Origin of the sequence: Ruegeria sp. (genome assembly GCF_965199275.1) — a bacterium.
Lineage (GTDB): Bacteria > Pseudomonadota > Alphaproteobacteria > Rhodobacterales > Rhodobacteraceae > Ruegeria.
On sequence record NZ_CBDAQX010000009.1, the window covers coordinates 206,503 to 226,008 of the forward strand.

Annotated in this window: 19 protein-coding genes and 1 riboswitch; of the genes, 9 read left to right on the plus strand and 10 right to left on the minus strand. The window is 57.5% G+C overall.

Annotated elements, in window-relative coordinates:
- Positions 1-16: 16 nt before the first annotated feature.
- Positions 17-2,203, plus strand: coding sequence for an excinuclease ABC subunit UvrB (gene uvrB, locus ACOERD_RS06785; RefSeq protein ID WP_419738476.1), 2,187 nt, complete (start codon positions 17-19; stop codon positions 2,201-2,203).
- On the opposite strand, the gene ACOERD_RS06790 is transcribed toward uvrB, so the two are convergent.
- The 4 genes from ACOERD_RS06790 to ACOERD_RS06805 form a co-directional block, all read right to left on the minus strand.
- The gene (locus ACOERD_RS06790) at positions 2,204-3,010 is read right to left on the minus strand and encodes a hypothetical protein (protein ID WP_419738477.1); all 807 of its coding nucleotides are present in this window, start codon (positions 3,008-3,010) and stop codon (positions 2,204-2,206) included.
- Between the two features lie 559 nt (positions 3,011-3,569).
- Positions 3,570-4,301 carry an IS21-like element helper ATPase IstB gene (gene istB, locus ACOERD_RS06795; RefSeq protein WP_419737606.1) on the minus strand — a complete coding sequence of 244 codons (732 nt, stop codon included), beginning with the start codon at positions 4,299-4,301 and terminating at the stop codon, positions 3,570-3,572.
- On the minus strand, positions 4,288-4,929 hold the full coding sequence (locus ACOERD_RS06800; RefSeq protein ID WP_419738478.1) for a Mu transposase domain-containing protein: 642 nt from the start codon (positions 4,927-4,929) through the stop codon (positions 4,288-4,290). The genes istB and ACOERD_RS06800 overlap by 14 nt, the downstream gene beginning before the upstream one ends.
- Positions 4,853-5,104, minus strand: a complete 252-nt coding sequence (locus ACOERD_RS06805) for a hypothetical protein (protein ID WP_419738479.1) — start codon at positions 5,102-5,104, stop codon at positions 4,853-4,855. The genes ACOERD_RS06800 and ACOERD_RS06805 overlap by 77 nt, the downstream gene beginning before the upstream one ends.
- Here ACOERD_RS06805 and ACOERD_RS06810 point away from each other — a divergent pair.
- Entirely contained in the window at positions 5,097-6,839 is a 1,743-nt protein-coding gene (locus ACOERD_RS06810; protein WP_419737624.1) for an IS1634 family transposase, read from the plus strand. The two genes, ACOERD_RS06805 and ACOERD_RS06810, sit on opposite strands and share 8 nt — an antisense overlap.
- A 107-nt stretch (positions 6,840-6,946) precedes the next feature.
- Here ACOERD_RS06810 and istA read toward each other — a convergent pair whose 3' ends face one another.
- The 6 genes from istA to ACOERD_RS06840 form a co-directional block, all read right to left on the minus strand.
- Positions 6,947-7,921, minus strand: coding sequence for an IS21 family transposase (istA, locus tag ACOERD_RS06815; RefSeq protein WP_419738480.1), 975 nt, complete (start codon positions 7,919-7,921; stop codon positions 6,947-6,949).
- Positions 7,922-7,980: 59 nt separating this feature from the next.
- Positions 7,981-8,973 carry an FAD-binding oxidoreductase gene (locus tag ACOERD_RS06820; protein WP_419738481.1) on the minus strand — a complete coding sequence of 331 codons (993 nt, stop codon included), beginning with the start codon at positions 8,971-8,973 and terminating at the stop codon, positions 7,981-7,983.
- 5 nt (positions 8,974-8,978) lie between these two features.
- Positions 8,979-10,250, minus strand: a complete 1,272-nt coding sequence (locus tag ACOERD_RS06825; RefSeq protein WP_419738482.1) for an aromatic ring-hydroxylating oxygenase subunit alpha — start codon at positions 10,248-10,250, stop codon at positions 8,979-8,981.
- 63 nt (positions 10,251-10,313) lie between these two features.
- Positions 10,314-10,518, minus strand: a riboswitch (cobalamin riboswitch).
- A gap of 116 nt (positions 10,519-10,634) precedes the next feature.
- Positions 10,635-11,156: a GNAT family N-acetyltransferase gene (locus ACOERD_RS06830; protein WP_170767395.1), complete on the minus strand. Its 522-nt coding sequence runs from the start codon at positions 11,154-11,156 to the stop codon at positions 10,635-10,637.
- A 114-nt stretch (positions 11,157-11,270) separates the two neighbouring features.
- Positions 11,271-12,581, minus strand: coding sequence for a glutamine synthetase (locus tag ACOERD_RS06835; RefSeq protein ID WP_419738537.1), 1,311 nt, complete (start codon positions 12,579-12,581; stop codon positions 11,271-11,273).
- Positions 12,581-13,459 carry a MurR/RpiR family transcriptional regulator gene (locus ACOERD_RS06840; RefSeq protein WP_419738483.1) on the minus strand — a complete coding sequence of 293 codons (879 nt, stop codon included), beginning with the start codon at positions 13,457-13,459 and terminating at the stop codon, positions 12,581-12,583. The genes ACOERD_RS06835 and ACOERD_RS06840 overlap by 1 nt, the downstream gene beginning before the upstream one ends.
- A 68-nt stretch (positions 13,460-13,527) precedes the next feature.
- On the opposite strand from ACOERD_RS06840, the gene ACOERD_RS06845 reads away from it, so the two are divergent.
- The 7 genes from ACOERD_RS06845 to ACOERD_RS06875 are packed head-to-tail and all read left to right on the plus strand — an operon-like array spanning position 13,528 to position 19,495.
- The gene (locus ACOERD_RS06845) at positions 13,528-14,301 is read left to right on the plus strand and encodes an N-formylglutamate amidohydrolase (protein ID WP_170767393.1); all 774 of its coding nucleotides are present in this window, start codon (positions 13,528-13,530) and stop codon (positions 14,299-14,301) included.
- Positions 14,298-14,939, plus strand: a complete 642-nt coding sequence (locus ACOERD_RS06850) for an isochorismatase family cysteine hydrolase (protein ID WP_419738484.1) — start codon at positions 14,298-14,300, stop codon at positions 14,937-14,939. Before ACOERD_RS06845 ends, ACOERD_RS06850 begins: the two co-directional genes overlap by 4 nt.
- Complete coding sequence (locus ACOERD_RS06855; protein WP_419738485.1) at positions 14,932-15,642, plus strand: ABC transporter ATP-binding protein; 711 nt, start codon at positions 14,932-14,934, stop codon at positions 15,640-15,642. Before ACOERD_RS06850 ends, ACOERD_RS06855 begins: the two co-directional genes overlap by 8 nt.
- A 29-nt stretch (positions 15,643-15,671) precedes the next feature.
- Positions 15,672-16,826: an ABC transporter substrate-binding protein gene (locus tag ACOERD_RS06860; RefSeq protein ID WP_419738486.1), complete on the plus strand. Its 1,155-nt coding sequence runs from the start codon at positions 15,672-15,674 to the stop codon at positions 16,824-16,826.
- A gap of 41 nt (positions 16,827-16,867) precedes the next feature.
- A complete protein-coding gene (locus tag ACOERD_RS06865) occupies positions 16,868-17,572 on the plus strand; it encodes an ABC transporter ATP-binding protein (protein WP_419738487.1) in 705 nt (234 codons plus the stop codon).
- Between the two features lies 1 nt (position 17,573).
- The gene (locus ACOERD_RS06870; RefSeq protein WP_419738488.1) at positions 17,574-18,470 is read left to right on the plus strand and encodes a branched-chain amino acid ABC transporter permease; all 897 of its coding nucleotides are present in this window, start codon (positions 17,574-17,576) and stop codon (positions 18,468-18,470) included.
- Positions 18,467-19,495: a branched-chain amino acid ABC transporter permease gene (locus ACOERD_RS06875; RefSeq protein WP_170662302.1), complete on the plus strand. Its 1,029-nt coding sequence runs from the start codon at positions 18,467-18,469 to the stop codon at positions 19,493-19,495. The genes ACOERD_RS06870 and ACOERD_RS06875 overlap by 4 nt, the downstream gene beginning before the upstream one ends.
- The last annotated feature ends 11 nt before the right edge of the window (positions 19,496-19,506 follow it).

The following is a 19,506-nucleotide window of genomic DNA, read 5'->3' on the forward strand; positions in this document are numbered from 1 at the left end:
AAAGGAATCCCCCTCTATGGCCTATGCTCATTCCGACAAGACCCAGCTGACCTCAGAAGACGTCCGCGCCCGCTTGAAGCTCGAGGGCGGCAAGGCGTTCGTTATGCACACCGATTTTGCGCCCGCCGGGGACCAGCCTACGGCCATCAAAGAGCTGGCGGGCGGCGTTCTGGATGGCGAGCGCGATCAGGTTCTGCTGGGCGCGACCGGAACGGGCAAGACCTTCACCATGGCCAAAGTGATTGAGGAAACGCAGCGCCCCGCCATCATTCTTGCGCCCAACAAGACACTGGCCGCGCAGCTATTTGGCGAGTTCAAGGGCTTCTTCCCTGAAAACTCAGTCGAGTATTTCGTGTCTTACTACGATTACTACCAGCCCGAGGCCTATGTGCCGCGCAGCGACACCTACATAGAAAAAGAATCCCAGATCAACGAACAGATCGACCGGATGCGCCACTCAGCCACCCGCGCGCTTTTGGAACGTGACGACGTGATCATCGTCGCCTCGGTCTCGTGCATCTACGGTATCGGTTCGGTCGAGACCTATGGGGCGATGACGCAGGACCTGAAGGTGGGTCATGAGTATGACCAGAGGCAGGTGATGGCTGATCTGGTCGCCCAGCAATACCGCCGCAACGATCAGGCGTTTCAGCGCGGGTCCTTCCGGGTTCGGGGTGACTCGCTAGAGATCTGGCCCGCCCACCTCGAGGACCGCGCTTGGAAGCTGTCTTTCTTCGGCGAGGAACTGGAACAGATCACCGAATTCGACCCGCTGACCGGCGAACGCGCCGCCACGATGGAGCAGGTGCGGGTCTACGCAAACTCGCACTACGTGACACCGAAACCGACGATGCAGCAAGCGATCATCGGGATCAAAAAGGAACTGCGCATCCGGCTGGACCAACTGGTAGGTGAAGGCAAACTGCTGGAAGCCCAACGCCTGGAGCAACGTACCAATTTCGATCTGGAAATGCTTGAGGCCACCGGTGTCTGCAACGGGATCGAGAACTACTCGCGTTATCTGACCGGTCGCGCGCCGGGCGAGCCGCCCCCGACCCTGTTCGAATTCATCCCGGACAACGCGATTGTCTTCGCCGACGAGTCGCATGTCAGCGTCCCGCAAATCGGTGGCATGTACCGGGGCGACTATCGGCGCAAATTCACACTTGCCGAACACGGGTTCCGCCTGCCCTCCTGCATGGACAACCGCCCGCTGAAATTCGAGGAATGGGACGCCATGCGCCCGCAATCCGTCTTTGTCTCGGCCACCCCTGCGAAATGGGAGATCGAACAGACCGGCGGCGTCTTCACGGAACAAGTGATCCGCCCCACCGGCCTGCTGGACCCCGAGGTCGAAATCCGCCCTGTGTCGATGCAGGTGGACGATCTGCTGGAAGAGGTGCGCAAGGTCTCCGCCAACGGTTTCCGCACACTGGTCACCACGCTGACCAAACGCATGGCCGAGGACCTGACCGAATACCTGCACGAACAGGGCATCAAAGTCCGCTACATGCACTCGGATATCGACACGCTGGAACGCATCGAAATCCTGCGCGACCTGCGGCTGGGGGCGTTCGACGTGCTGGTCGGAATCAACCTTCTGCGCGAAGGCCTCGACATTCCTGAATGCGGGCTGGTCGCCATTCTGGATGCGGATAAGGAAGGTTTCCTGCGCTCGGAGACCTCGCTGGTCCAGACCATCGGCCGTGCTGCGCGGAACGCCGAAGGTCGGGTGATCATGTATGCCGACAAGATCACCGGCTCGATGGAGCGCGCGCTGAACGAAACCAACCGCCGCCGCGCCAAGCAGATCGTCTATAACGAGGAACACGGCATCACGCCGGAGACGGTGAAGAAGAATGTCGAGGACGTTCTGGCCGGTCTCTACGAAGGCGACGTCGACATGAATCGAGTCACCGCAACCATCGACAAGCCGATGCACGGTGCCAACCTCGAGGCCCATCTGGACGGTCTGCGCGAGAAAATGCGCAAAGCTGCCGAGAACCTAGAATTCGAAGAGGCCGCCAATATCCGCGATGAGATCAAACGTCTGGAAGCGGTCGATCTGGCCGTCGCCGACGACCCCATGGCGCGGCAATGGGCGGTCGAGAAAGCCTCGGAGGACGCGGTGAAATCGCGCGGACGGTCAACGGCTGGCAGGCCGGGTCAGCGGGGTGGGAATGTGAAGCGGAGGAAGCGGTAACTAGGAAGAGGTTTTGGTCTTTCTCGCAAAGTACGCATCAGCCGACAGTATAATTGGAAGATTCGAAATTCCGATCTTTCCAACTAGCTCATTCTCCAAGTATAGCAACAAAGGTTCAAGCCTCCAATGAGGAAACTTTTCGCTGTACAGCCACAAAAGATATCTTTGGAAAATCTTTGTAATCTGGTCGCCGACTGCTAAACCCCAGTCGATCCATTTCTTGATATCATCTACGCTATAGCTAGCATCTCCCTTTTCGGAGAAGTGCCGTCCAATCCTCGCTAAAAAGACATACTCTTCCCCGAACGGGTGAAACGAATTCCCCAAATTCTCATGTAAGTATGCCGTGAACGTCGACCGGCTGGACAGATGTGCGACGTTCTTTTTAGTCTCGCTTGAGAGATAGTGGTTTGTCGAATGATCCCGAATATCCTTCGCCAATTCGTATTCTTCTCGCTTAGCAAGCTCATCCAATTCGACCATCAACTCAGAGAGCTTTTCCAATCTTGAACTATCTCCCTCACGCTCAATCTGTTTTTTGTACTGCTCAACGATTTTTAGCGCTTCAAAGCACTTTGCGTTGAGCACCCTCATCAATGTATTTTGCTGGATTTGATAAGCTGCCAAAAATTCTTCACTAGATGGCCTAGGCTTGAACGTCTGAATTATTAGTTTTAAGAACACAGATATTTCATCGATCGCAAATGCGAGAGTACTTAGAAACGCCAATTCCGAGGCAGGCATTTTTTCTAAGTCTTCCTTTGGCACCTCTAGTTTTGACAGCTTAATAGTCAATTCGTTGGTCATTGATACCTCAAAGAAAATTTCAAAATGTTACTTATTAACAAAGACATGCACTTGATGTCCGCGTTTTTTGATGAGTGTTCGCATCCAAGTGTCAGATTGTCAACGAAACAGGATCAGAATGCCTAGAATAGCTTTCCAAATCATTACTTCGGTTTTATTCGTCCGCATTTTGGTTTAGATCTCTCGCTAGTGCGCCACTTGGGCACTTCCACCTTGCAGCCCAGCGCCCTCTCCTCCACGTTTGAAATCACAAATTGTGATTCCAAACGGTTGCCATGACGAACACCCTGCCCAGCACGCATGAGGTCCATAGCGCCATTCACCGGGTGCGTGGCACCCGTGTGGTGCTGGCCGAGGATCTGGCTGTCAATCGGCATTGAATAATGACCCCCCATCGGCGTCCAAATTTGACCCCCCTTGGAGCTAAGAGGGGCGTTGAGGGGGTCGTGTTTAGGTTGATTCAGGAGGGGGTGGACAGCAGGTCAAACCGAAAAGAGAGCGTAGCTCGACTGAAGGTTTGACCTGCTGTCTGTTTTGAATTTATTCCCCGATTTCGAGGTTAGTCGCGGTGGTTAATTCGCCAGCTTTCGTTCCCGGTTTCGATGATATCGCAATGGTGTGTCAGTCGATCCAGGAGAGCAGTGGTCATTTTGGCATCTGTGAACACACTCGGCCATTCAGCAAATGCGAGGTTGGTTGTTAGCAGAATAGACGTTCGCTCGTACAGTTTGCTGATGAGATGGAAGAGTAATCGTCCACCAGACTCTGCGAACGGCAGATAACCGAGTTCGTCTATAATCACGAGGTCGACGCGGATCAGCTGCTCGCTGAGCCGCCCGGCGTTGCCTTCGCGATGTTCAGCCTCCAGCTTGTTCGCGAGATCCACAGCGCTGAAGAACCTGACCCGCCGGCGGTTATTGACCGCGTGGCCCCCGATCGCTGTTGCGAGATGCGTTTTGCCCGATCCGGTTCCACCGACCAGCACGCCATTCCTGGCCTGGTCCATAAAATCGCCGTCATGAAGATTGCGCACGACTTCCTCGTTGACGGGGCTGACCGTGAAGTCGAACTCAGGTAAGGACTTGCAGACCGGGAACTTTGCGGCACCCATCTGATACCGGATCGAGCGCGCAGTCTTTTCGGCCAGTTCGGCCGTGAGGAGTTCGGCCACGACCTGTTGGGGCCGCCAGTTGTTTTTGGCTGCGGCCTGCATCACTTCGTCAAAGCAGTTGACGATGCCTGGCAACTTCAGTTGACGGGCAAGTTCGAGAATTTCCTTACGCAGTTGCATGGGAGCCTCCAAGCCTGTCATAGCGAGCGCAATCCGCGATCGGTGCCATTTTCAGCTGCAGGTGGGCAGGCGGCTCAATCGCCTTTGGCGGCGGGGGATTGGTGCGCCGAGAGACAATGTTCAGGATCGCATCGGCCTTGCGCAGGCCAGATTTTAGAGCTTCTTCGCAGGCAGCCTCGACCACATCAATGTCGTGCTGGTAAGCAGCGAAAAGAATATCGGCAAGTTGCCGGTCTCCGTCGGATGTGCCCCGCAGATGGGTCCAGATCTGCGTCATTGCCGGTGGTAGGTCCCAGTCACGGAACGGTGCTCCATTGCGCAGAGCGCCAGGCTTGCGCTTGAGGACGGGCACATAGTGCCAAGGGTTGAAGATCGTTTTTCCTCGGCCGAAGCACCGTTCGTGCTCTCCGACAATCTCACCGTCTTGGCGCAGGACAATCCGCGTGGCGTAGACCTGCAACTGGACCTGACGTCCAACAGCTCTTGCCTCAACGCTGTATTTGTTTCTTTCGAAGTTGATCAGGCAGGTTCGGCTCACGGCGACCGTCTTTTCACGGAACCCGACGAAGGGCTTCTGCAGATGCGTCAGCAGCGGCTTTTCCTGCTGGAACTCCTCCCAGACCGTCACCTCCAGGTTTTCCGGATGCCGCAGTTCTTTCCTGACTTCCGACCTTTTTGTTGATCTGACTGGGTTTTTGGTTTGTTTTCAGGTGTGGTTGCTCAGAGGCGCGTTGTAGTGCCCCATTATTATAAAAAGTATTGACATGGGCCTTCAGATGGCTAACCTCTTCGCCCATGTTCATCCGCACCAAACATGACGCAAAGCTCAACCGCACACGGATCCAGATCGTTGAATCCGTCCGCACCGGCTCCAAGGTACGCCAGAAGATCCTGCGCCATGTGGGTGTGGCCCATAACGACAGCGAGATTGAGGATATCAAGCGTCTGGCGGGCCGCTTGATGGAGCAATTACGCATTGATCGCTCGCCGCAAATGGAACTGTTCACGCCCACGGAATATGCCGATCTGCAGGCGCTGGTGCGCCGCGCTCCGCGGCCGGACAAGCTTGGCGTTGATCTTGCCGAGTGCCGTGAGGAGGCGCGGGTCTCTCTGGGTCTGCGGGATGTCATGGGGACGATGTATGACCAACTGGGTTGGGGGGCCCTTCTGGGGGCGGCGCGTAAAAGTGCCAATCGCATTGTGAAAGAGCTGGTTATGGCGCGGATCGCACAGCCCGAGAGCAAGCGCGCGACCGTGGAGGCGTTGGAGAACCAGGCAGGCATCACGCTCAATCTGGACGTGGTCTATCGGAGCATGGATTACATCAATACGCCGGTGATAGACGGGATTTGCAAAACCTCTCACGCGGCGGCAGAGAAGTTGCTGGGCGGGCCAGTGACCGTGCTGTTCTACGATTGCACGACCCTGGCCTTTGACACCGAGCGCGAGGACCCGGCCGAGGATGCGGACGGGGTCGAGCAGGATCATCTTCTGGCCAAGGGCTTCAGCAAGGATGGCAAGCATCACCGCGCTCAGGTCATGCTGGCGCTGATCGTCACCTCCGATGGGCTGCCTGTGGGCTATGAACTCTTCCCGGGAAACACCTGGGAAGGTCATACGCTGGAAGCTGCGCTGAAGGCGTTGGAGGGACGCTTCGACGTGGCCAGGGTCACGTTCGTGGCCGATGCCGCCATGCTCAGCAAGGACAACCAGCAGATGTTGCAGAACAAGGGTCTGCCCTACATCCTCGGCTATCGCATGAAGTCCGCCCCGGCCGCCGTGAAGGCGAACATTTTGAGCCCGGAGGGACGCCAGCCTTGGGCTGGACACGGTTCTGAAGAGGCAACCGAGAAGGGCTGGTACAAGGTGATCGACCAGGAGGGAGCGCGGGTCATTGTGACCTGGTCACCCACCCGGGCACGCAATGATGCCCACAAGCGCGACAAGGCAATCGAAAAGCTGCACAAGAAGCTCAAGCGCTCTCGCAAACCCGGCAGCTTCAGCAGCCGGGGATATGGCCGCTTCCTGGCCTTCCCCGACAGCGGGGACGTCACGCTGGATGATGCAAAGATCAAGGCAGCGGCACAATGGGACGGGCTGCATGCCATTGTTGTTCATGGTGCGGACGAACTGGAGGCACAGGACGTCATTGCCCGCTATCACCAGTTGTGGGAGATCGAAGCCTGCTTCCGCACCAACAAGCACGATCTGAAAATCCGGCCCATCTATCACTGGTCGCCGCGTCGGGTCCGGGCCCATATCGCCATCTGCTACATGGCCTTCTGCTGCCTGCAGCACCTGCGCAAGCATCTGGACCTGCTCGGACACCCGATGAGCCCGGCTCGTATCCGCAACGAGTTGAACGCATTGCAGCTCTCGATCCTGCGCCACAAAGGCACCCCTGACCGCTACGGCATGCCAAGCCATGCCACGGTCGATGCCAGACGCATCCTCACCTGCGTCGGCCTGACCTGGAACGAAGCCCCTTTCAAGATACCCCCCGGGCGCACCCGAAAAACTGGCCAGACCAAAGCCTGAGCTCCCTCAACACTCCGAAACAATCGCTGGCGAAAAAAGTCCGTGTAGTGCCTTTTGGCAACCAAGGCATAATAATATCAATGACTTATACGAAAAAATGTCGGAAGTCAGGAGGTTCGGCTCACGGCGACCGTCTTTTCACGGAACCCGACGAAGGGCTTCTGCAGATGCGTCAGCAGCGGCTTTTCCTGCTGGAACTCCTCCCAGACCGTCACCTCCAGGTTTTCCGGATGCCGCAGTTCTTTTGCGCGTTTGATCGCGTCTTTTTGCAGCCGGGCATTCAATTCATCGAAGTCGGCCACCTCCAGACGCGGTGTAAAACTATAGGCGCGGCTCTCCTTGACCAGATTCTCAACCTGACCCTTCTCCCAACCGGCCGCGCGCGTACAGGCGATCGGGTTCACCAGATGATGAGAACACATCCGGGAGAATGCCTTGTTGAACTTTCTTTCCTTGCCCGACAGGATCGCATCGACGGCGGTCGTCATGTTATCGTAGATCCCGTTGATGCAGCCTCCACCAAAGAATTTGAAGGCCTCGTCGTGGGCATCAAAGACCATCTCCTGCGTCTCGCGCGGATAGGCAATGGAGAATGGCATGCGGCTATGGCAAAGTTTGAAATGGGCAACCTTCACGGTCGTGAGTGCACCGTCCATCAAAACCGTCTCCACACTCCAGTCGAACTGGTACGCCTCCCCAGGATCAAAGATCAGCGGGATGAACGCCTGCGCCTGTTGTCGGCCGTGCGCAATGCGCCAATTCTTTGTGTAGCGTCGAACACTGTCATACCCGCCGCCAAAACCATCATCGGAGAGTTCCTTCCAGATTTTGGTCATCCGCTTGCGGTGTTTCTTCGGAAGCGCCTCGTTCTCCTCAAGCGTTTCATCCAGACGCGCGCGCCAAGGCCCGAGCACCGGGTATGGCTGCGATTTGCGCTCATATTTGAACTCCGTCACTCCCGATCGGATTATCTTTCGAACCGTTGCACGGCTCAAATTGAGCGAACGGCAAATTTCCTTGATGCTCTTTTTTTCGATCAGGTGTAAGCGACGCACTTTTCTAATAGTTTCCACGCAAATCATCCCGCTTGCCTCTCCATCGACTGCTCAATGAAAAGGATGTCTACAACCATAGGGAGGGGTCAAATTTGGACGCCGATTTCCCCGCTTAGGGGGTCAAAATTGCACGCTTTTCTACAGCCAAAAGTACATCCCGAGGCAATGTTCAATCCAACCGCACGTGCAGCGGCTAGAACCGTATCCGTCTCGGCAACTTTGGCGGTGACACCCGAACTCGCAAACACGATTTCGGCGGCGCTGTCATCGTCAGGAACGATATCATCCAGATCGGGCTGATCTGCTTCGGTCTCAACCGGTGCTCCAAAGCTTTCCTGATTATATTTGTCCATGTCAAAGCCAAGACCCGACAGAGCGTCCCGGACGGCTTGCATGAACGGCTCCGGACCGCAGCAATAGACCTCACGGTCCAGATAGTCTGGGGCCATCAGGCCCAGCATCAGCTGGTTAAACTGACCCTGGTAGCCGGTCCAGGGGCTGTAACGGTCAGCTTCCTCCACAACAAACTTCAGATCCAGCCCCGGCGTCCGGCTTGCCATCTGCTCGAGCCGTTGGCGGAAAATGATCTCGGAGGGGCGCTTGGCGCAGTTGATAAAGACGACATCCAGATCGCGGCCTTCGTCCCACATGCAGGTCGTCATCGACATCATAGGCGTGATGCCCGACCCCGCCGAGATGAACAGATACTTGGGCGCTGCGCTTTCAGCATTGGTGAACAGACCCGCCGGGCCGATCGCCCGCATCCGCATACCCGGCTGCAGATTATCCAGCATCCAGCGAGTGCCGATGCTGTCCGGCTGTGCCTTGGCCGTGATCGTAATGGATCGCGGACGAGATGGGGATGACGAAATCGTATAGGTCCGATGCACAACGCCTCCCGGCTGCCCCGGCGCCGGAATCTCGAGCGTTAGGAACTGACCTGGATGGTAGGCAAACAAGGCCCCGGAAGGGGCGCGGAACGTAAAGCTGGCGGTGTTTGGCGTCTCGGGCACGACCGAGACGCATTCCAGCGTCTCGTCATCCTGCCAGACCGAGGCAACAGCGTTCAGATCTTTCATCTCCGTCACTCCGCCGCCATCGTGTCAGGTGCAAGGTGACGCGCCAAAGCGCTGCAATACCAATCGGTGAATTGCAGAACACCGGATTCCTGGATCACCGAATACGGCCCCGGCACATAGGCAGGGCTGTTGATACCCATCTGGTTGTCTTCCACCACGCGGCGATCTTCGTCATTGGTGGCCATCCAAACTTCGGTCAGGCGCTTGACGTCATAATCGACCCCTTCCACTGCATCCTTGTTGACCAGCCATTTCGTGGTGACTTCGGTCTCGGTCGGGCTGACCGGAGTGATGCGGAAGACAATCGAGTGATCGGCCAGGAAGTGGTTCCATGTGCTGGGATAGTGGAACTTCAGCAACGTCCCTGCATCCGCAAAAGGCGCTCGGCCCAGAAAGCGGCGCACCGCGGATTTGCCGTCCAGAGTATAGCTTTCCGCCCCTTCCTTCAGCGGCATCCGCGCCAGTCGGTATTGCCCGTCATCATGCAGATAGAACTGCGACGGCATTCCCGCAGCCTCGCAACGGTCAAAGTGAGCTTGCATGAAGGCCGGGGTTTCACCCCCTTCGATACCGGTTACTGAGGGATCATCAGGGAAGGTCCGGCACAGCGAAGGGTGGTTGCCGCCGCAGTGATAGCACTCGCGGTTGTTTTCCCAAACCAGCTTCCAGTTGCCCTTTTCGACGATCGTGCTTTCAAAGGCGACCTTGGCGTTGCCTAGATCATGCGGCTCCAGATAGGGCCGTGCTCTATTGGCGAACGTGTCGAAATCGGGGGCTTCATCTGCAAGACAGATATAGACCAGCCCGGCCAATTCCCGGCAGTGAACGGTTTTCAGCCCGTGTTGTTTGGGGTCGAAATCAGGGCCCATATCACGTGCCCACAGCAATGAGCCATCAAGCTCATAGGTCCACTGGTGGTAGGGGCAGACCAGTTTGGGCGAGTTGCCCTTGGCCGCTTTGCAGATGATCGACCCGCGATGGCGGCAGGTGTTGTGGAAGGCCCGGATCTGGTTGTCCGCGCCGCGCACGATGATCACGCGATATGCTCCTACAGCGTAGGTCACATAGTCGCCTGTTTTCACCAGTTCACATGCCGGAATGGCAAATAGCCAGTCGCGGTAGTGGATGGCCTCAAGATCCGCCTGAAAGACGTCTGGATCGGTGTAGAACGCCTGTTCAAGGGCATAGGCCGGGTTTCGACGCGCCAACAGGCTTTGAACGTTGCTCACTTCTGGCTCTCCTGCCGCGCCCCGCGGCTTAGCTTGGGCAGATGACATCAGAGGCCAGTCCGGAGCCGTGCGAGGATCACGTCCGAAACCTGTGCCCCCACCGCCACCCGCGGTTTGACATATTTGCAAGGCTGGTTTCCGGACTTGAAAGGGGCTTACGCCCGGTTTCGACACCTTCCCGGGATCCTCGTCCCAGTGGTTACCTGTCGAACCTGACCTTCCTTACCGTTGCGGGGGCAGCGCCGGAATTGCACCGGCTTCCCAATTCTCTGCTGCCTGAGAATCAGACAGCAGCACCTCACATCCGCAACCTACTCGGGGAAGGATTCGCGGCTGAAAGCCTTGCGACATTTCCAGAAACAAAACAGACATGGCCAGCAAAAATGGAGGCCTGAAACAGGGCTGTGGTTTGAGCAAGGATAAAAACAAAATTTACCCGTGTTGCGATGTGTCCCACAAATGCGCATGCATGAAGGGCGCAATCGAACGTGTCTTACCCCCCAGCTTTTCAACCGATCTTGCAGTGAACTCAAGCACCATCCATGCCTCGGGGATCGTCAGAAGGTTCGGATATGGCGTCTCTTTGTCGGTCGGGACAAATCCGAATAAGGGGTAGAATGTCGGTACGCCCAACACAAAGACCGCGTCTGTTCCAATGGACCTCAAGTGATTGATGCTGGTCTCCATCATCTCTCTGCCAACACCTAGGCCTTGATGTTCGGGTGAGACACCGCAGGGCGCCAGAAGATAGCATTTTACGTCCGGGTGATCCTCGAAGACAAAAGGGGTGAACATGACATTGCCCGCGATCTGCCCCTCACGCCTCACACTGATTGAAATCGTTTCCGGATGCTCAAGGAGATCTTCGGCGAGTTGAGCGATTTCTTCACCTTCCGCTTCGCCAAAAGCCAGTCTATGCACATTCAAGATGGCATCGGTTTCTGAACGGTTCATGATCCATCCCTATCCTGAGCTTAACAGCCTGCGCCGCGTCATACGGCGCGAGATTACCCAAGCGACGCCCCAGAGGTCGCATTGGGTGAGCTTCGGCAAGACGAGCCGCTCAGGTCAATATGTTTCTTCGTACAATCGGCAGCGTGCGTCTGTGTCCAGATGTTCGGTTGTCGCGATCTCGGATTGCTTGTGAGCTTGGTAAACCTCGGCAAAGCCTTCGGGGAACCAGCCGGTTACGACCGGGTTGGAAACGAACCGGTCGAGCGCATCTTCCAAGGTCTGAGGCAAACGCACCAGCCCCCTTTGGTTCAGTTCTGCGACGTCCAACAGCGAAAGATCCTCTTCGGTTGGAACGGGCGCGGGTAGCCCTTCTTCGATCCCCTGCGCCCCGGCCATGACAACCGCCGCAAGCGCCAGATGAGGCGAAGCTGCAGCATCCGCCGCACGGTATTCGATGTTGAACTGCCCCGCGATCGAGGCGGGGTCTTTTGCGGTCACAGGACAAATCCGCAAGGAAGCCTCGCGGTCGCGAAAGCCCAGATTGTTGAAAGCCGCAGACCAACGATGCGGTGTTAGGCGTTCATATGAGATCACCGAAGGCGCTGTCAGGGCCAGGATCGCATCAAGATATTTCAACACTCCGGCGGCGAAGGCACTCGTCAGGTCCGACATACCGCAGGGCCCGTCTTCGGCGTAGGTCAGCGGTGCGCCATTGTCGTCCACAAAGCTCATGTGGATATGGACCCCATTCCCAACGCTTGCGACATCGCGAATAGGGGTATAGGTGGCCCGCTCGCCATAGGCCTGTGCAGTCGCATAGGTCAGTTCGCGCACCATGATGGCCGCGTCCGCCGCGCGAACACCCGGCTCGGGGCTGATGACGACCTCATATTGGTTTGGGCCATATTCCTTCATGATCGAATCCGGCTTCAGACCGACCTGAGAAATCGCGTTGATCAAGGTCTCGCACAGATCGCGCTGCAGGCCAAAGCCCCGGTGACCATAGGCTTCGTTGGCCTGGCTTGGCGGATCTTTCAGCTGGAACTCATGCTCGAACGCAGCCAATAGATTTGCTCCTGAGACCTTGTGCAGCCGCTCCAGCGCCGCCCTCAAGAGACTGCGCGTGCAGAAGTCCCACGGGTCTCCGTCCAGCGTGACGATATCGCCCATAAGAAAATGCAGACCAGAGTCTTCGCCGAACTCGACCTTTGCCTCGGCCGTGGCGTCCGGGATCAGAAGAAGATCGCCCAGCGCGCCAAAGGGGCTTTCGGCAATTCCGTCAAAGCAGTTGATCTGAACATTCGTTGGTGTCCACCCGACCCCACGCTGCAACCGCTTGTTCAGTTGATCCGCCGGAAAGGCCTTGCCCCGCAATTTCCCGGCAAGGTCAGAGGTGGCGACAAATATCAAGGGGGTTTTGGGCATCATGGATTGGGGTCCTGATTGTGGGATCGCATGGCATCCCAGGCTTCAATGCGGGATTTCGTTTGGTCCCAGTTGTCTTCGGCAATACGCGTCACCAGCGCCTCGGTGACGGCAAGGGCCGCTGTGTACGTATCCCAGAGCGTGCCGCTTTCGATCGGAACTGGCAAGATTTCTGCCGCATGGCGGGATATGGGAGACAGCCATTTGTCTGTCATGAGGACAACGCGAACCCCTCGGTCCCGCGCGGCAGTAGCGGCCAATCGCGCCAGCGCAGGTTGGTAGCGACGAAAATCGACCAGAAACAGGATATCCGCAGGCTTCATCCGCAGCAGGTATTCCGGCCAGACCTCATTGTTGGCCGGAAGATGATACACGCCGCTGCGGGTTTGGCGCAGGTGAAAAGACAGGTGCTGCGCGATGGTATCACTGATCCGACCGCCCAAAATATAGACATCGCTTTTCGGCTGGCTCAGTACCGAGCATATGCGCTGAAACTGCGCCTCGGTGATGCCTTCTGCCGACAGCGCCATCTGGGACGAGGCGCGCGCGATGAAATCACGTAAGAACCCTCCATCAACACTGCGCCCTTCGCCGTGCAGATCGGTGGGCGAGCGTTGGCCTTCTTTCAATTCCGACAAGAGAGCACGTTGGAATTCCTGATACCCGCCCAGTCCGATCTTGGTGACGAACCGAGAGATCGACGGGGCCGATACCTCGGCCCGGCGCGCGAGTTCCTGAATCGTGACCAGACCCGCATAGGGGTAGTCGCTGAGCAAAGCAGCGGCCAGCTTGCGCTCGCTCGCGGTCATGTTTTCGGCCTTCGCTTCAATCCTCTGCCTAACAAGCAAGCGGCACCTCCTGATCTGAATGGATCGCATGGAATAAAAATTTCAGTCAATCTATTTTTCATTGACTCTGAAAAAAATTGTTCTCTAACGTGGGCCACATGAATACATCAGCCGCGACCCAAGAACTGCTGGTCGCCGGGGATCCCGCCCCGGTGGAATGGGTGAATCGTGACAGTGATGCGAAGATCGCGCTGCTCTGCGAACACGCCGGGCGCGCGATCCCGCAAAAGCTGGGCGATCTGGGTGTCTCGGAAGAGGTGCAGGCCAGCCATCGCGGTTGGGACATTGGGGCCGAGGCCGTGGCCCGGCAATTGGCTGACCGGCTACGGGCCCCTTTGATCTTGCAGCGCTATTCCCGGCTTGTGATTGATTGCAACCGCCCGATCGAAGCCCCGGATTCAATTCCGCCAAACAGCTTTGGAGAGCAGATCCCAGCCAATCTGAACTTGACCGCTGCGGATCGCACAGCGCGTCAGCGCGAGATCATGGCCCCACTGAACGGTGCCATTGAAGATATGCTGGACCGTGCGCCGCGCGTGCTTGCGGTGTCGATCCACTCCTTCGCCGCACGGGTCGATGGTGAGACGCGGCCCTGGCACGCTGGATTTCTGACCCGCGTTGACCCCAAAACGGGACAAGCCGCTATCGACCATATCTCGGCCCTGCGTCCCGATCTGCACATGGCGTTGAACCAGCCCTATCAGATCGACAGTGAAAGCGACTGGTTCATACCTCGTTTCGCGGAACCTCGCGGACTGGCGCATTCGCTGGTCGAAATCCGCAATGACCTGATCCGCGATGCAAAAGGCGTCGAGGATTGGGCGCAGCTTCTCGCCGAGGCCTTTACCCAGATATTGGAGACCAAGACGTGAGTTTGACCCGAAATGTTCCACTGATCCCATCGCAATCTGCCCTGTTGTTCATTGACGTGCAGAACTATTCGGCACACCGGGAAGGAGCCGAATTCAAAGACCTGCCTAAGGCCGAATTCAATGAGAAATACGGCTGGTTTTTCGATCAGCTGGACACCCGCGTGATCCCGAACATGCAGGCCATACAAGCCGCCTGCCGCAGCGCCGGCGTCGAGGTCATGTATACTAATATCGAAAGTCTGACACTCGACGGGCGTGACCGGTCACTGGACTACAAGATTACGGGTTTTCATGTTCCAAAGGGCAGCTGGGACGGAAAGGTCATTGACCAGATCGCGCCCCAAGGGGATGAGATCGTGCTGCCGAAGACGTCCTCTTCGGTGTTTGTGTCCACGCATGTTGACTACATCCTGCGCAACCTTGGCGTTCGCCAAGTTGTTTTGTCCGGTCTTTTGACGGATCAATGCGTCGAAAGCGCCATCCGGGACGCGTGTGATCTGGGCTACCTTGTCACTCAGGTCGAAGATGCCTGCCTGACTCATACGCAGGACCGGCACGACAATTCTCTGCGCGCGATCAAAGGCTATTGCCGACAGGTCACCACAAAAGAACTGGTCGAGGAATTGGCCGGTGCTTGATCTGAACGGCATCACCAAGACCTTTGGCGGGGTCCACGCCGTCGAGGATGTGACCATGTCCGTCGCACCGGGCGAGGTGCGCGGTCTGATCGGCCCCAATGGCGCAGGCAAGACGACGCTGGTCAATCTGATCTCTGGCCTGCTGACCCACTCGGCGGGCAGCTTGTCGCTGGATGGCGAACCGCTGGACAACCTGCGCGCCCACGAACGCGCGGCGCGCGGTGTGGCGCGAACGTTTCAGAACCTGCGGGTCTTTCCAAGCCTTAGCGTCGCGCAGAACATCGATGTAGCCCGTTACTCCGGCCGTGGCGCCGAAATTGTCGAGGCCGCGATCCCCGAGTTCGGCCTGTCAGACAAGCTAAACCAAAATGCCGGGTCGTTGGCATATGGGCAGCTTCGGCGATTGGAGATCGTTCGCGCGCTGGCCCTGAACCCGCGTGTCCTGATGCTGGACGAACCCGCCGCAGGGATGAACGAACAGGAAACGGAAGCTCTGGGTCGGTCGCTGACATGGGTGCGGACACATTCGGACTGCGCGATTTTGGTGATTGATCACGATCTGAAATTCATCATGTCGCTCTGCGACAAGATCACTGTTTTGAACATGGGCGCCATCATTGCCGAAGGCGCACCCGAAGAAATAACCAAGAACCAAGAGGTTATCGACGCTTATCTTGGCGAAACCGATGAACGTGCCGCGTGACGCAGGCGGCTTTCAACAGGAGAACAAGTATGAAGAAGTTGACCCTTACGACTCTGACCGCCATGAGCCTCGCCCTACCCGCGGTCGCTGAAAATACAATCAAGATCGGGCTGGGCGTACCGATGACTGGTGATCTGGCCATCTATTCCGAATACCTGGGCGCGCGCTGTATGGCAGATATGATCAACGCCGACGGCGGTGCTGGCGGCAAGAAGATCGAAGTTCTGGTTCAGGATTCCGCAGGTGATACGCAGGCCGCGATCTCACTGGCGCAAAAGTTTCTGGACGAAGGGGTTGTGATGCTGGGCACCACGCCGTTCTCGGACACGATGATCCCGGTGGCGCAGATCGCCCAGCCTTACGGCGTTTCCATCTTCCAGCCGCAATCCACGCAGGTCGAGATGCACGCGGGCATCGTCGACAATTTCTTTACCGGCGTCTCGCCTGATCCGTTCACGGCAACGGCAGCTGCCAACCACGCGCTTAGCGAAGGCGTCAAGAATGTGGTTCTACTGACCTCGGACGAAGGCGGGTCGTGGTCCGCGCGTACCCCGCTGTGGTTCGGACAAGTGATCGAAGAGGGCGGCGGCAAGGTGCTGGCGAAGATGAACTTCAGCTTTGGCACATCGGACTGGTCACCTCAGATCGCTGACATGAAAGCACTGGGGGAAGAGATCGACGCCGTCTATATTTCGTCGATCATGCCCGATATCGGTGTGTTGGTCCGACAGCTACGCAGCGCAGGTATTGACGCGTGGGTGGTCGGCTCGGACGGGTTTGACGATCCATCGCTGGACGCCGTCGCGGCTGACGATCCTGCAATCCTCGACAAGGTGTTCTTTGCCACGCTGGCCCCCAGCCATGACGAAAGCGCCGTAGTCAAGTTCATGGCCGACTGCAAGGAGTTGGGCCACGATGTGCCCGGCCTGTTCCCAGCCACCGGCGCTGATACGGTCAAGGCCGTTGCCTGGGCGGTCGAAACCTCGGGCAGCAGCGACCCGGCAGTGATTGCGGAAACGATCCGCACAGCCGACTCGATCCCGGTGCTGACAGTCGACAGCATTTCGTTCAAGGACACGAAAACCTATGCCCAGCGCACGATCCCAGTGATTGGCTACAAAGATGGCAAGCGGGTTCTGATCTCGAACGAAATTCCCGAAAACACACCGAAAGACTGGAACTGAGCCAAAAGACGGGGGCGGCTCCAGCCCCCGTTTCCAATCCCATGCTGAATGTTGAAAACCTGATAGTTTCTCACGGCCCGATCGAGGCCGTGCACGGCATCTCTTTCGCCGTGGAGAAGGGCCGCTGTGTGTCCTTGCTTGGGCCCAATGGCGCGGGCAAGACCTCGACCATCTCGGCGCTGATGGGGGTGGTCAAGTCCTCGGGCCGGATCACCTTTGACGGGGCCGATATCTTGGCGCTGCCGGTGGAAGCACGCGTGCAGGCGGGTATGTCCGTGGCCCCCGAAGGGCGGCGGATCTTCTCGAACCTGAGCGTCGAGGAAAATCTGGTTCTCGGCGGCGCCACACGTTCTGACCGCGCGGCCAAGGACGCCGATATCGCCCACTGGCTTGAGACCTTTCCAATCCTTGGCGAACGCAGAGACCAACCGGCTGGCACCTTGTCGGGCGGTGAGCAGCAGATGCTGGCTATTTCCCGCGCCTTGATGACACGCCCCAAGATCCTGCTGCTGGACGAACCCAGCCTGGGTCTGGCCCCCAAGATCGTAAGCCAGATTTTCCAGATGATCGAACAGCTGAAAGCGCAGGGAATGACGATCCTTTTGGTCGAACAGAACGCAACGCAAGCGCTTCGCCTGTCGGACTACGCCTACCTTCTGAACAACGGGCGGATCATGGCCGAGGGGACGAAGGAAACGCTGGGCCAAAGCAGCGCGCTTATGGCGGAACTGACGGGGCTCGCCTGAAATGGAATATGTGGCCCAGCAGATGATGAACGCGCTCGCCTTTGGTGCGGAATATGCGCTGATTGCACTCGGCCTGGCGATTGTCTTTTCGATCATGGGGCTGGTGAACTTTGCCCATGGAGAGGTGATCGCAGTTGGCGGTTATACGATGGTGGCCTTTGCTGCGTTGGCGCTGAACAACCCCTTTATCGTCATAGGCGGAGCGATCGCCGCTGCAATCCTGATGTCCCTTCTGCTTGAACGCGTGGCGTTTCGACCCGTGCGATACGCGGACCCAACAACCGGCCTGCTGACCGCCTTTGGTGTCTCAATCATTCTGCAGAACGTGTTTCTACTTGCGGTCTCACCACGCCCCGTGGCGGTGACGTCTCTGTATTTCCTCGACTGGCCCGTGCAGCTTTTGGGTGTTCAGGTCTCTTCCCTTCAGGTGTTCGAGGCGGTTACGACAGTCCTCGTGATCGTCGGACTGATGCTGTTTCTCAAACGTACGACACTGGGTCTAGCCATGCGCGCAGCCTCGCTGGATTTTGAGATGGTCCGCATGGTCGGCGTCAAATCCAACAGAGTGTTTGCGGTGGCCTTCATGGTGTCGGGCCTACTGGCCGGGCTGGCCTGTATCTTCATCATGGCGCGGCGCGGGTCTGTTGATCCGCATCTGGGGTTCAACCCGGTCCTCAAGGCCTTTGTGGCCTGCGTCGTTGGAGGGTTTGGCAGCCTGCCCGGAGCCGTGCTGGGCGGCTTTCTACTCGGCACGATTGAGGTCGCCATGCTGGTCCTTCTGCCGCAGGAATATGGCGGCATGAAAGACGCCTTTGTCTTTGGAATCATAGCCCTTGTTCTGGTTTGGAGGCCGGATGGCATCCTGTCACCCCCGACCGAGAAGGGGGACAAGATATGATCCTGAACCCCAGTCAGAAACGCGGGCTGGTGGGCGCTGCGATCCTGGCCGCCGTATTGATCGCGATTGGGCTGATCGTGACCTATTTCGGCTCTCGCTATCAGCTTCGACTGGTTTACAGCGCCTACGTGAACTTATTGGTCGTTCTGGCCATGCAGGTGTTCATGGGCAATGCGCGCCTGACCAACCTTAGCCACAGTGCCTTCATGGGGATCGGTGCCTATGTGGCCGCGATTTGCGTGACGCCGGTGACGGTCAAATCCATCTCTCTGCCGGATGCGCCTTGGGGGTTGAATGCCTTCTCGCTGGACCCGGTCAGTTCGGCGCTGCTTGCCATTGTGATCACCGCCGTTCTGGCCCTGATCGTTGGGCTGTTTGTCGTGCGCCTGACAGGGTCTGGCGTGACCATCTTTTCCCTTGCCGTCCTGGTCATCGTGCATTCGATATTCCTTTACCGAACGGATATTTTCAAAGGAAACCAAGCGTTTTTCGGCATTCCGCAGGTGTTTTCATTGACGTCTATCGTGATCTTATCCGTGTTCGTCGTGTTCATCGTGCGCCTGTTTCGCGAAAGCCGTTGGGGCATCCAGCTGCGTGCTTGCGCCGATGATGAGGTCGGAGCCGCCGCAATGGGTGTAAACATTCGCCGGTTACGCCTGATTGCTTGGGTCCTGTCAGCCATCCTGCTTGCAGTCGCCGGGATTGCTTACGCTTATTTCCTTGGCACGATCAGCGCACGGCCCTTCTATTTCAACCACGTCTTTCTGACACTCGCCATGCTGATCCTTGGAGGAATGCGGACAGTCACAGGTGCGGTTCTGGGCACGCTTTTGATCTCGTTCGGGTTGGAATGCGTGCGCTGGCTGGAAACCGGCCCGGTCCTGCTGGGCATCGACCTGCCCGAAGTGCTGGGCCTGTCGGGTATTGCACTGGGAACGGTCATCGTTCTGACTATGGCCCTGCGCCCCGGAGGGATCATGGGTGATCAAGAAATCGAAGACCTGGTTCTGAAAAAACAGGAGTAAGTCATGGGTTG

Coding starts and splice junctions, on each gene's coding strand:
- uvrB (WP_419738476.1), top strand. CDS start 17: ATGGCCTATGCTCATTCCGACAAGACCCAGCTGACCTCAGAAGACGTC.
- ACOERD_RS06790 (WP_419738477.1), bottom strand. CDS start 3,010: ATGACCAACGAATTGACTATTAAGCTGTCAAAACTAGAGGTGCCAAAG.
- istB (WP_419737606.1), bottom strand. CDS start 4,301: ATGCAACTGCGTAAGGAAATTCTCGAACTTGCCCGTCAACTGAAGTTG.
- ACOERD_RS06810 (WP_419737624.1), top strand. CDS start 5,097: ATGTTCATCCGCACCAAACATGACGCAAAGCTCAACCGCACACGGATC.
- ACOERD_RS06805 (WP_419738479.1), bottom strand. CDS start 5,104: ATGAACATGGGCGAAGAGGTTAGCCATCTGAAGGCCCATGTCAATACT.
- istA (WP_419738480.1), bottom strand. CDS start 7,921: ATGATTTGCGTGGAAACTATTAGAAAAGTGCGTCGCTTACACCTGATC.
- ACOERD_RS06820 (WP_419738481.1), bottom strand. CDS start 8,973: ATGAAAGATCTGAACGCTGTTGCCTCGGTCTGGCAGGATGACGAGACG.
- ACOERD_RS06825 (WP_419738482.1), bottom strand. CDS start 10,250: ATGTCATCTGCCCAAGCTAAGCCGCGGGGCGCGGCAGGAGAGCCAGAA.
- ACOERD_RS06830 (WP_170767395.1), bottom strand. CDS start 11,156: ATGAACCGTTCAGAAACCGATGCCATCTTGAATGTGCATAGACTGGCT.
- ACOERD_RS06835 (WP_419738537.1), bottom strand. CDS start 12,581: ATGCCCAAAACCCCCTTGATATTTGTCGCCACCTCTGACCTTGCCGGG.
- ACOERD_RS06840 (WP_419738483.1), bottom strand. CDS start 13,459: ATGCGATCCATTCAGATCAGGAGGTGCCGCTTGCTTGTTAGGCAGAGG.
- ACOERD_RS06845 (WP_170767393.1), top strand. CDS start 13,528: ATGAATACATCAGCCGCGACCCAAGAACTGCTGGTCGCCGGGGATCCC.
- ACOERD_RS06860 (WP_419738486.1), top strand. CDS start 15,672: ATGAAGAAGTTGACCCTTACGACTCTGACCGCCATGAGCCTCGCCCTA.
- ACOERD_RS06865 (WP_419738487.1), top strand. CDS start 16,868: ATGCTGAATGTTGAAAACCTGATAGTTTCTCACGGCCCGATCGAGGCC.
- ACOERD_RS06870 (WP_419738488.1), top strand. CDS start 17,574: ATGGAATATGTGGCCCAGCAGATGATGAACGCGCTCGCCTTTGGTGCG.
- ACOERD_RS06875 (WP_170662302.1), top strand. CDS start 18,467: ATGATCCTGAACCCCAGTCAGAAACGCGGGCTGGTGGGCGCTGCGATC.